At 69.5% G+C, this 11379-nt stretch carries 9 protein-coding genes; 6 read left to right on the top strand and 3 right to left on the bottom strand.

The features are described 5' to 3' along the window. The first annotated feature begins 232 nt into the window (after positions 1-232). The 3 genes from ACFXGJ_RS21890 (at position 233) to ACFXGJ_RS21880 (ending at position 3075) form a co-directional block, all read left to right on the top strand. Positions 233-1534, top strand: a complete 1302-nt coding sequence (locus tag ACFXGJ_RS21890; RefSeq protein ID WP_378624728.1) for an MFS transporter — start codon at positions 233-235, stop codon at positions 1532-1534. 78 nt (positions 1535-1612) lie between these two features. Further along, positions 1613-2413: a crotonase/enoyl-CoA hydratase family protein gene (locus ACFXGJ_RS21885; protein ID WP_378624726.1), complete on the top strand. Its 801-nt coding sequence runs from the start codon at positions 1613-1615 to the stop codon at positions 2411-2413. 44 nt (positions 2414-2457) lie between these two features. Continuing rightward, the gene (locus tag ACFXGJ_RS21880) at positions 2458-3075 is read left to right on the top strand and encodes a ribonuclease H (protein ID WP_378624723.1); all 618 of its coding nucleotides are present in this window, start codon (positions 2458-2460) and stop codon (positions 3073-3075) included. Between the two features lie 32 nt (positions 3076-3107). On the opposite strand, the gene ACFXGJ_RS21875 is transcribed toward ACFXGJ_RS21880, so the two are convergent. Continuing rightward, positions 3108-4004, bottom strand: coding sequence for an amidohydrolase family protein (locus tag ACFXGJ_RS21875; protein ID WP_378624720.1), 897 nt, complete (start codon positions 4002-4004; stop codon positions 3108-3110). A gap of 276 nt (positions 4005-4280) precedes the next feature. Continuing rightward, positions 4281-7751 carry an indolepyruvate ferredoxin oxidoreductase family protein gene (locus tag ACFXGJ_RS21870; RefSeq protein ID WP_378624699.1) on the bottom strand — a complete coding sequence of 1157 codons (3471 nt, stop codon included), beginning with the start codon at positions 7749-7751 and terminating at the stop codon, positions 4281-4283. Between the two features lie 163 nt (positions 7752-7914). Between ACFXGJ_RS21870 and ACFXGJ_RS21865 the strand changes: the two genes are divergently transcribed. Both ACFXGJ_RS21865 and ACFXGJ_RS21860 read left to right on the top strand, forming a co-directional pair. After that, entirely contained in the window at positions 7915-8430 is a 516-nt protein-coding gene (locus tag ACFXGJ_RS21865; protein WP_378624731.1) for an Lrp/AsnC family transcriptional regulator, read from the top strand. Between the two features lie 67 nt (positions 8431-8497). Beyond that, a complete protein-coding gene (locus ACFXGJ_RS21860; RefSeq protein WP_378624695.1) occupies positions 8498-9436 on the top strand; it encodes a DNA-3-methyladenine glycosylase family protein in 939 nt (312 codons plus the stop codon). A 14-nt stretch (positions 9437-9450) separates the two neighbouring features. Here ACFXGJ_RS21860 and ACFXGJ_RS21855 read toward each other — a convergent pair whose 3' ends face one another. Continuing rightward, positions 9451-10083 carry a helix-turn-helix domain-containing protein gene (locus tag ACFXGJ_RS21855; protein ID WP_378624692.1) on the bottom strand — a complete coding sequence of 211 codons (633 nt, stop codon included), beginning with the start codon at positions 10081-10083 and terminating at the stop codon, positions 9451-9453. Positions 10084-10152: 69 nt separating this feature from the next. On the opposite strand from ACFXGJ_RS21855, the gene ACFXGJ_RS21850 reads away from it, so the two are divergent. Beyond that, positions 10153-11340 (top strand): lipase family protein, encoded by a 1188-nt coding sequence (locus ACFXGJ_RS21850; protein WP_378624688.1) that lies wholly within the window; start codon positions 10153-10155, stop codon positions 11338-11340. Positions 11341-11379: the final 39 nt, after the last annotated feature.

The raw sequence follows: 11379 nt of genomic DNA, 5'->3' as shown, positions 1-11379 counted from the left end.
CCGGGGTACCGATCACGCACAGTTCCTTCGTCTCCGCCCATGGTGAGCACCGCCGTGGGCGGACTTGTCGTGTCCGTGGCCGGGCGCGGTCGTCCGATCGAAATCCGTTGCGCCAGAGCACTTCCCTGTGTCGCACATCACCCCTACACTTCGTGTCGAACCGAACGATCGGTTGGGCTGAGGTCCGGGGCCGGGAGGCTCGACGGACCGATTCACAAGGAGAGTGGCTGGGATGGCGACAATCGTCGAGCACGCGAAACCCTCACAGCGGGAATACGACAGGGCCGCGGTGGCGAGCATGGTCGGTACCACCGTCGAGTGGTACGACTTCTTCATCTACGCGCAGGCGGCGGCGCTGATCTTCGCAGACCTGTTCTTCAAACCGATGGGCGCCGCGGGTCAGATCGTTGCGTACGTGACCGTCGGCATCAGCTTCGTCTTCCGGCCCCTCGGCGCGGTGCTCGCCGGCTACCTGGGTGACCGGATCGGGCGCAAGAAGGTTCTCGTCGCGACCCTCGCGATGATGGGCGCCGCCACGGTCGCGATCGGCCTGCTGCCCACCTACGCGACGATCGGGGTGTGGGCGCCGATCCTGCTGATCGCGCTGCGCGTGGTCCAGGGATTCTCGACCGGGGGCGAATGGGGTGGTGCCGCGCTGCTTGCCGTTGAGCACGCTCCGGTCAAGCGGCGCGGTTTCTTCGGGGCCTTCGTGCAGATGGGTGTCCCGATCGGCATGCTGCTCGCGACCGGCGCGCTCGCGCTGTGCACGTTCACGCTGACCGACGAGCAGTTCACGAGCTGGGGGTGGCGCCTGCCGTTCCTCGTCAGCATGGTGCTCATCGGTGTCGGCTTCTACATTCGCAGCCGCGTGAGCGAGAGTCCGGTGTTCGCCGAACTCAAGGAGCGCAAGGCCCAGAGCGCGACGCCGCTGCGGGAACTGCTGCGCGAGCACCCGAGGCGCGTCGTGCTGTCGGCGTTGTCGTTCGTCGGCACAAACGGCAACGGCTACATGGTGATCGGCGGGTTCATCGTGGCCTACGCCTCGAAGGCGCACGGCCTGGGCAAGACAGATCTGCTGCTGGCCACCCTGGCGAGCGCGGTCACGTGGGGCGTGTTCACGATGGTCGGAGCCCGCTGGTCGGACCGACGCGGCCGTACCGCCGTGATGAACGTCGGCAACCTCGCGATGGTGCTGTTCGCGGTGCCGTTCTTCCTGCTGATCGACACCGGCAACCTCGGGCTGATCTACCTCGCGATGATCCTGTTCTCGGTCGGACTGGGCCTCTCCTACGGCCCGCAGCCCGCCCTCTTCGCGGAGAGCTTCCCGGCCTCGGTTCGATACAGCGGGGCCTCGATCTCGTACGCGATCGGCACCATCTTCGGCGGCGCGTTCGCGCCGACGGTCGCCCAGTGGCTGCTCGGCAAGACCGGTGGCACCCTGGCGATCTCGCTGTACCTCGCGCTGCTCGCCGTGGTGTCGCTGGTGGCCACCGCGGCGCTCGAGGACAGGTCCGGGGTCGATCTGGCGGCGTAGTGCGCGACGACGGCGGGACCGCGGCGCGAGCGGTCCCGCCGCCGTCCCCCTACGCTGGGCTCGACCGGAAGGAGTCACATGAGCGAGGCGATCGAGGTTCGGCGGGACGGCGACGTCGTCACCTGGACACTGAACCGACCCGAGACCCGCAACGTCATCTCCGAGCCCGACATGGTCGAGGCGTTCGAGCGGGCGATCGCGGCGGTGAACGGGGACCGGACGGCCCGCGTGGTGGTGCTGACCGCGAACGGCCCCGCGTTCTCCTCGGGCGGCAACGTCAAGCACATGCGCGATCGCGTCGGCATGTTCGGCGGCGCCCCCGCGGAACTCCGCGACGGCTATCGCCAGGGCATCCAGCGCATCCCGAGGGCGCTCTACCACTGCGAGGTTCCGGTGATCGCGGCGGTGAACGGGCCGGCGGTGGGGGCGGGCTGCGACCTGGCGCTGATGTGCGACATGCGGATCGCGTCGACCGCGGCGACGTTCGCGGAGAGCTTCGTCAAGCTCGGCATCATCCCCGGGGACGGCGGTGCCTGGTTGCTCCCGCGGGCGGTCGGGTTGGCGCGGGCGGCGGAGATGGCGTTCACCGGCGACGCGGTCGATGCGGTCACCGCGCTGGACTGGGGTCTGGTGTCCCGGGTGGTCGAGCCCGAGAAGCTGCTCGAGACGGCGTACGGGCTCGCCCGCCGAGTGGCGCTGAACCCGCCGCAGGCGTTGCGGATGACCAAGAAGCTGCTCCGTGAGGGACAACACCAGAGCCTCGAGTCGCTGCTGGAACTGTCCGCCTCCATGCAGGCCCTCGCCCATCACACCCGCGACCACCAGGAGGCGGTCGCGGCGATGCTCGAGAAGCGGACCCCGGACTTCATCGGCGAGTAGCGCAGGTGGGCCTTTGTCGGCGTCTCGCCGTAGAGTGTCCCATCGTGATCATCGTCAGCACAGACGGCTCCTGCCTGCGCAATCCCGGTGGCGCGATCGGCTGGGCGTGGGTCAATCACACCGGCCCGAGCCAGTCGGGCGGTGAACCGTCGGGAACCAATCAGGTTGCCGAGTTGCGGGCGGTGCTCGAGGCGATCAGGGCGCACCCCGGATCCGAGCCGATGGTGATCGAGTCGGACTCCCAGTACGCGATCAAGTGCGCCTCCGAATGGGTGTCCGGGTGGAAGCGCAAGGGCTGGCGGACGGCCTCCGGCGAGCCGGTCAAGAACATCGACCTGGTCCGCGGAATCGACGAGGCACTCGCCGAGCGGCCGGGCCCGGTGCGGTTCCGCTGGGTTCGCGGCCACGTCGGCAACCACTACAACGAGGAGGCGGACAAGCTCGCGGGCGAGGCCGCGCGGGCGATCGCCGCGGGTGGTCCCGCGCCGGCTCCGGTGGCGTCGCCGACCGGGGCGGAGACGCCGGCCAAGACGATCTCGCGTGCCAAGAGCGTCGCGCGTGCGGCCCCGAAGGCCAGGCCCGCGGCCGCGGTCCCGACGATCGAGATGGAGCCGACGCTCTTCGAGCTACCCGCACAGGACGATTCGTTGACCCTGTTCTGACCCGCGATCGCTCCCCTGGTCCGAGCGAACGCTCAGAGGTCGAACAGCCGGGCAGCGTTGTCGTGGCAGACGCCGCGAACCCAGTCGTCGCCGAGACCGAGCCGGGCGACCGCCTCGAGCGCGTGCGCGTACGGATAGGGAATGTTCGGGAAGTCGCTACCGAACAGAATCCGGTCCCCGGTGTCGCGGAGCAGCGGCAGATCGGCGGCTCGCAGCGGTGCGGCCTCACCGATGAAGTCGGTGAACGCCATCGTGGTGTCCAGCAGCACGCGGTCGTATTGCTGTGCAAGGTGGAGGAATTCGGTGTACTCGGGCATCCCCATGTGCGCGATGACCAGCCGCAGTCGCGGGAAGCGGGCGAGCAGGGCGGCGATGGGGGCGGGCCCGGTGAACCGTCCCGGCGCAGGGCCGGAGCCGCAATGGATGACGATCGGGGTGCCGGTGTCCTCGAGCACTCCCCACACCCCGTCGAGTAGGGGGTCGTTCGGGTCGTAGTCGCCGACCTGGATGTGCGACTTGAACACTCGCGTCCCGGCCTCGAGGGCGAGCCGGACGTAGTCGCCCGCGTCCGGCTCGGGGTAGAAGGTGGACGTGTGCAGGCAGTCGGGATTGCGCGCGGCGAACTCGATCGACCACTGGTTGAGCCAGGCGGCCATGTCGGGCTTGTGCGGGTAGATCATCGAGGTGAATGCACGTACGCCGTACGACCGCAGTCGGTCGAGCCGGACGTCCTCCTCGAGGCGATACCGAATCGGCCACTCGACCCCGGTGAGCGGTCCGGCGGAGTCGAAGTACGACCACACCTTGTCCATGACGCGCTTGGGCATGAAGTGGGTGTGGACGTCGACGATGCCCGTCAGTCCCAATCCCCGCTGGAAGGCGACGACGGCGTCGATGTCCTCGTGCCGACTGTGTTTCTCATTGCTCACGATGTCCACATTGTCACGACCCCGTCCGGTCTCCACCACGGTGGTCGACAGATCCCCGACCCGTGGCTACCGTGACGAAGGCTCGCGAATGCGATCCGCCCATCCAGGAGAGGTTTTCGATGATCACCAATGCGGTCAACTGGGTTCTCGGCACTGTCGGAGGAGTCTTCGCGGGTTCCAGTGGCTACCAGATCCCGCCGGGCACCCTGCCGAACGGCAGCTGACCGCCCGGTCGGGGTCGCTGCCCGGCGGTGACGCGAGCGAGCTGCGGGCGCTCTACCGCTCGATTCCGAACTCCCGCAGCCGCTCCCAGTACAGCTCCACGTTGCCGAGCTTGACGTCCTCGTACCCGCGCACCAGGTCCGGCAGACCGGCGATCTCGGTCGCCCGGTCGTAGCCGGCGGCGTCGAGCTCGGCGGCCAGCGCGCGCACCACGCCGGTGTAGTGGGCGAGTAGTTCGCGCTCGACCCGACGGACGTGGGCGTAGCCGAACGGGTCCAGCTTGGTCCCGCGGAGCACCTTGCCCTTGGCCAGCATCTTCAGCGCCACATGCGACTTCGGCCGGAGACCGATCTTCTTCTTGCGGCCCAGTGCCCGCAGCGCGGGCGGGTGCAGCTTGTAGGTGAGGTTCTCGCCGCCGGGGATCTGGGACGCGACATCCTCGAGGAACGCGGGATCGACCAGCATCCGCGCGACCTCGTACTCGTCCTTGTATGCGGTGAACTTGAACAGCCCGCGGGCCACGGCCTCGCTGAACTCCGTCCGATCGGTGACCGAGCGCTCCGCGGCCCAGATGGACTGCACGGCGTCGATGTACCGGCGCGCGACCTTCGCGTTCTGGAACTCGACCAGCTCGCCGGCGCGAAGCTCCACGAGCCTGCGGACCTCCCCGTCGAAGGTCACGCCGGCGAGCAGGCGTGCCGGTACGACGGCGGGGGTGCGCGTGGCCCGCGAGGTGACCGCGGCGAACGCCTCCGGATCGGCGAGGGCGACTCGACCCCAGCGGAAGGCGTCGATGTTCGCGGAGACCGCGATGCCGTTGATGCCGATGGCCTCCTCGATGGCCTCGGCGGGCAACCTCAGTCCGCCGCTCTGGAAGGCCGCGCCGATCAGCAGGAAGTTCGCGGCGGCGGTGTTGCCGAACAACTCCTGCGCGGCGGCCAGCGCGTCGAATGCGGTGAGCGACTTGGATGCCGAGCCGAGGCGGTCGAGCAGCGCCTGCTCGTCCGGGTACCGGACGGACTTGTCGTAGACCATGTCGCCGGTGGGAGTCTGGCTGGTCGACGCGACCGCGACGGTGGCGTCCGCGCTGCCGTAGGCCAGGTTCTTGGTGTCGGTGGCGGTGAGCAGGTCGAACGCGACGATGCAGTCGGCGCTGCCGGGGGTCAGCCGGTTCGACGGCTCCAGCGCATCGGGGGAGAAGCGCAGGTGCGAGACCACCGGTCCGGCCTTCTGGCTGAGGCCGATCTGGTCCAGGGACTCCACCTCGTAGCCCGCACGCAGCGCGGCGGTGGCGAGCACCTGGTTGACCGTGACGATGCCGGTGCCACCGATGCCCGCGAGGAAGACGTTCTGCGTCGAGGTCAGCTCGCCGAGGTCCGGCTCGGCCGCGAGCGGCGGCACCGGGCGTTCGGCCCGGGCGGGCTTCTTCGTGCCCGGCACGACCTCGACCGTGACGAACGACGGGCAGTCGCCGTCCAGGCAGGAGTAGTCCGTGTTGCACGAGGTCTGGTCGATCCGGGTCTTGCGGCCGAACTCGGTGTCCACCGGCTGAACGGACAGGCAGTTGCTCTTGGTGCCGCAGTCGCCGCAGCCCTCGCAGACCGCCTCGTTGATGACCACCCGCGTGTTGCGGGTGGGCAGCGTGCCGCGCTTGCGCTGCCGGCGTGCGTCGGCGGCGCAGTGCTGGTCGTAGATCAGCACGGTGACGCCCTCGATCTCACGCAGCTCGCGCTGCGCCTCGTCGAGTCGGTCGCGGTGCCACAGCTTGACGCCCTTGGCGAGCTGTCTCTTGTTGTGCCGCTTGGGATCGTCGGCGCAGATGATGATCCGCTTGACGCCCTCGGTGGTGAGCTTGTGGGTGAGCTGCGCGACGGACAGGGCGCCCTCGGCGTCCTGGGCGCCGGTCATCGCGACGACGTCGTTGTAGAGCAGCTTGTAGGTGATGTTCACTCCCGCCGCGACGCAGGCCTGCACGGCGAGCTGACCGGAGTGGAAGAAGGTGCCGTCGCCGACGTTCTGGAACAGGTGCTTGACGTCGGTGAACGGCGCCTGGCCGATCCACTGGCTGCCCTCGCCGCCCATCTGGGTCAGACCGGTGACCGCGCTGTCCTCGCGATTCGAGATGGTGACCATGGTGTGGCAGCCGATGCCGCCGCCGCCGATCGAGCCCGCGGGCAGTGCCGTGGACCGGTTGTGCGGGCACCCGCTGCAGAAGTACGGGGTGCGCTTCGTGGACAGGACCTCCAGCGAGAGCTGAGGCGGCAGAGCCTTTTTCAGCTCCACACGGCCCCTGAGCACTCGGCGCAGCGGGCCGAGCAGCCGGCCCGCCGTCAACTCGCCGTCGACAGGCATCAACGGCCGGCCCGCGGCGTCGCGTTTCCCGAGGATCTGCGGGGTGTTCTCGGTGCCGTAGAGGATTTCGCGGATCTGGGTCTCGATGAAGGCGGTCTTGTCCTCGACCACGATCAGCTGCTCGAGTCCGGCGGCGAACTCCCGGACCTTCTGCGGGCCGAGCGGGGTGGGCATGCCGATGCGCAGCAGCCGGATCCCGGCGTGGTGCAGCGCGGCCTCGTCCATGCCGAGGTCGAGCAGTCCCTGACGCAGCGAGTCGAAGGTGGTGCCGGTGGCCGCGAACCCGATCTTCGCCCCGGTGGGGTCGACCTCCACCACGTCGAGATCGTTGGCGGCGCCGTACGCGCGGACGATCTCCCAGCGAGGACCGTACAGGTCCGCCTCCGCGATGACGCTGTCCGTGGGGACCGCCATGGGTCGCTGCTTGTAGACGAACGGCTTTCCTTCCCAGTCGATCTCGGGAACGGTGATGTCGATGTCGGCCACGCTGCCGTCGACCGTCCACGCGCCGTCGGCGACGTCGGCGACGACCTTCAGTGCGACCAGGCATCCCGAGGCGCGCGACAGCGCGACGCCGTGCATGCCCATCGTGATCATCTCTTCGGCGTTGCGCGGGAACAGCACCGGGATCCCGAGCGCGGCGAGGGAGCGCTCGCTGACCGCGGGAACGGTGGAGGACTTCGAGGCGGGGTCGTCGCCGACGAGCAGCAGCACGCCGCCCTTGGGGTTGACCCCGTACATGTTCGCGTGCCGCAGCGCGTCGGTCGCCCGGTCGACGCCGGGACCCTTGCCGTACCAGACGCCGATGACGCCGTCGTGCGTCGCCTGACCTTGCGGCAGGTCCGCCTGGCTGCCCCAGACGGCGGTCGCGGCGAGCTCCTCGTTGAAGCCGGGCACGAAGGTGATGTCGTGCTCGGCGAGCACCTGCGGCATGCCGTGCAGCATCTTGTCGACGCCGCCGAGCGGGCTGCCCTGGTAGCCGGAGACGAAGGTCGCGACCCGTCGGCCCGCGCGGATGTCGTGGACGTGCTGTTCGACGAGCTGGCGCGCGATCGCCTGGACGCCGGTCAGCAGTACCGGACCCGAACCGGACCGGTAGCGGTCGTCGAGGTCGTAGGGCTGCGGCCGGTCGTAGGGCCGGGGCTGATCGTCGCGGACCACCAATTCAGTCACTGTCGCCACCGTTTCTGCGCCGCATCGTGGTGTGGATGCGGGCGATCCGTCGAGCAAGGGGTGTAGCAATAGTTCGTCTGAGTGGTCTGGCCGTCAACTACTGCAGAATCAGCTGAACGCTATGATCAATTGTGACGTGGAACACTATTCGGAGGTCGACATGGTGATCAGCATCGACAGACTCGACGCCGCGTTGCTCGGCCTGCTCACCGAGGACCCGCGGGCCCAGATCATGGACCTCGCGTCCCGGCTGGGGGTCGCACGCAACACGGTGCAGTCGAGGATGCGAAGGCTCGAGGAGAACGGCGTCGTGGTCGGCTACCGGCCGGAGGTGGACCTGTCCGCGCTCGGACTCCCGGTGCAGGCCTTCGTCGGGGCGGAACTCGAACAGGGCCGCATCCAGGACGTGATCGAGGATCTGCGGGCGGTCCCGGAGGTGCTCGAGGTGCACACCACCACCGGCCGCGAGGACCTGCTGATCCGGATCGCGGCCCCGTCGCACGAGGAACTGCTGCACGTCCTCGAGAGCGTTCTCGGGCTCGAAGGCGTCGCGCACACCACGACGACCCTGGCACTCACGACACCGGTGAAGTACCGGACGCAGCCGCTCGTCGACCACATCACCCGCGAGGCGGGGCACGGACGGTCGGCGGCCCACCGCGGTGCCGACTCCGACTGACGGTTCCGTACGACCGATGCCGGACGGCACGTGGGAGCCGTGGACGGCGCGGGCCTATCGTGGAGACATGCCCGTCTCGACCTCCCTGCCCGAACGCGGGCTCGAGACGGTCCACACCAGTTCGCGCCCGCTGCTGCTCGCGGCGAGCCTGTCGCCCCTGGGCAGGGGCAGAGCCGACCCGTGTCACCGCGTCACCCCCGACGGCGCTCTGTGGCGGACCTCCCTGATGCCGACCGGCCCCGTGACGTATCGCCTGACCCAGGTGGACCGGAGTTCAGTAGGGTGCCGGGCCTGGGGTGCGGGCGCGGCCGAGTTCGCGAGCGCCCTGCCCGACCTGCTCGGCGAATCCGACGACGCCACGGGCTTCAGGCCCGAACACCCCAGGTTGGCCGAGGCGCACCGGAGGCTCCCCGGCCTGCGGATCCCGCGTACCGGCCGGGTGTTCGAGGCGCTGGTGCCCGCCGTCCTCGAACAGAAGGTGCACGGGATCGCGGCGCAGGCGTCCTGGCGCCGACTGGTGACCGCGCACGGCACACCCGCCCCCGGGCCGGCGCCGGAGGGAATGCGGGTGCCGCCGTCGGCGCAGGTGTGGCGCCGCATCCCGTCCTGGGAGTTCCACCGTGCCGGGGTGGATCCGCGTCGCGCGCGGACCATCGTGACCTGTGCGGCGGTCGCGGACCGGCTCGAGAAGGCCGCGGAGATGGACCCGCCGGACGCCCTGCGGCGGCTGCGCGCGGTGAACGGGGTGGGGGAGTGGACGGCGGCGGAGGTGGCCCAGCGCGCGCTCGGTGACGCGGACGCGCTGTCGGTGGGCGACTTCCACCTTGCGGCCGTCGTGGGCTGGTCGCTGCTCGGTCGTCCGCTCGACGATCCCGGCATGGTCGAGTACCTGAATCCGATTCGGCCGCACCGTCATCGCGCGGTCATGCTGCTCGTCGTGAGCGGACAGGCGGTCAAGCCGAAGTTCGGACCGAGGACCCCGGTCACGGACCACCGCCGGCACTGATCCACGAAGTGGAATCAGCTCGCCTCGAGCAAGGCCAGTGCCAGCCGGACCAGTTCGGGTTCGAGCTCGTCCAGCCCCGGTGCCGCCTCGGGTTCGCGTTCCCAGGCCGCCAGCGATCCGATGACGAAGCGGGTCATCAGCGCCACTCGGCGCGTCCGGTCGGCCTCCGGCAGGTGGGTCAGCGCGTCGGCCATGTCGGTGAACAGGTTGTGCACCACCGAGACCGAGCCGCCCTGCGGCTGGCGTGCCAGCGCGGCGTCGTCGAGCGCGAAGATGTCGAGGCGGATCGTCGCCATCCACTGTTCGTTGAAGCGCGCCCAGTAGCTCGGCCGTTCTCTCCGTAGCTCCGCGACCAGCGGGCCGACGTATCCCTCGACCATGACCGGAAGGTCGTACGCGCCGCGGTCGTGGGCGGCGGCGAGGTACACCGCACGGTCGACGTTCACGCGGTCGGTGTGCAGCCGCCACACCTCCTCGAGCAGTCCCTCCCAGGACCCGAAGTGATAGGTGATGGCCGAGTTGTTCTTGTGTCCGGCTGCCCGGACCACGGCGCTGGCGGGCACGCCGTGCACCCCGCGTTCGGCAACGAGGCGTTCCGCGGCCTGCACCAGACTGAGACGGGCGGTTGACAGTGTGGTTTGCGTCACGGTACTAAGAAGCCCTTCTTATTCTTCCGTCCGGGCCACCTGCCCCGGCGCACCGCCTGAGAGGCTGCCATGCGTCCAACCTGCGTTTCCGTCCGAATCATAGGCGCGTTGGCGGTCACCGCCATCGCCGTGACCGGCTGCTCGAGCAGTGACGGAGACTCCGCCACCGCGACATCCCCCGTGCCGAACGGCGGTGACGTGCTCTCGTCCGCGCCGCTGACGAACGCCGCCGCGCTGCCGAGCGCCGGCCGCAGCGAGCTGATCACTTATGCGTCCGAGAACGGGAAGGGTGAGCCGATCGTGGTCTCGGGCACCGTGGCGATCCCGTCGGGAACTGCGCCCGACGGCGGCTGGCCGGTGATCAGCTGGGCCCACGGTACGACCGGCATCGCGGACACCTGCGCGCCGTCGGGGGACACCGTCGACGGTGCCGTGCACGACTACGTCGGCACCGTCAGTACCACCCTCGACCAATGGGTCAAGAACGGCTACGTCGTGGTCCAGACCGACTACGAGGGCATGGGAACGCCCGGCGACCACACCTACCTCAACGCGACCTCCGAGTCCAATGCGGTCACCGACATCGTGAGGGCTGCACGGCATCTCGAACCATCGGTGGGAAGCAAGTGGTTCGTCGGCGGGCACAGTCAGGGTGGCGCGGCGGCGATCAGCGCGTCGGACCAGGCGGTGGATCGCGCCCCCGAGCTCACTCTGCTCGGCGCGATCGCGGTCGCGCCCGGCAGCGGGCTGAGCCAGACGCCCGCCTACATCCGGTCCGGTGACCCGGCCATCGCGCCGGTCCTGTCGTTCCTGCCGATCACGCTGCTCGGCGCCGCGGCCGCCGATCCCGCGGTCAAGCCGGAGGAGATCGTCTCCGAGGCGGCGGCGCCGCTGATGACGGCCGCGCGACGTGGCTGCATCGCCGACATCCGCGCGGCCATCCCGGGAGTGCCGGTGGACAAGGTGCTTCGACCCGGCGCGGATCTCGGACCGTGGACCAAGTACCTGGCGGAGCAAGAGCCGTCGAACGCCGAACCCAAGGTTCCGGTGTTGTTCGCGCAGGGCACCGCCGACGCTCTCGTCACGCCGTCTTCCTCGCAGGTTCTCGTGAAGCAACTGTGCGACAAGGGAACTCGGCTGGACTATCGGACCTACGGCGGAGCGGACCACCGTGCGAGTGTGGCCGCGTCGCTGCCGGACGCCATGGCGTTCACCAAGGCACTGCTGGCAGGTGAGCAGACGCCGACCACCTGCTGATGCACTTCGTGCAGTGGTGCGGTGACGGAGTGCCTGCAC

This window comes from Rhodococcus sp. NPDC059234, from assembly GCF_042754225.1.
Lineage (GTDB): Bacteria > Actinomycetota > Actinomycetes > Mycobacteriales > Mycobacteriaceae > Rhodococcus_G.
The sequence above is the reverse complement of the archived record's forward strand: the minus strand, read 5'-3'. Positions and strand labels throughout refer to the sequence as shown.

Bases quoted from the DNA above. Each gene is read 5' to 3' on its own strand.
- ACFXGJ_RS21890 (WP_378624728.1), top strand. From the start codon at position 233: ATGGCGACAATCGTCGAGCACGCGAAACCCTCACAGCGGGAATACGAC.
- ACFXGJ_RS21885 (WP_378624726.1), top strand. From the start codon at position 1,613: ATGAGCGAGGCGATCGAGGTTCGGCGGGACGGCGACGTCGTCACCTGG.
- ACFXGJ_RS21860 (WP_378624695.1), top strand. From the start codon at position 8,498: ATGCCCGTCTCGACCTCCCTGCCCGAACGCGGGCTCGAGACGGTCCAC.
- ACFXGJ_RS21850 (WP_378624688.1), top strand. From the start codon at position 10,153: ATGCGTCCAACCTGCGTTTCCGTCCGAATCATAGGCGCGTTGGCGGTC.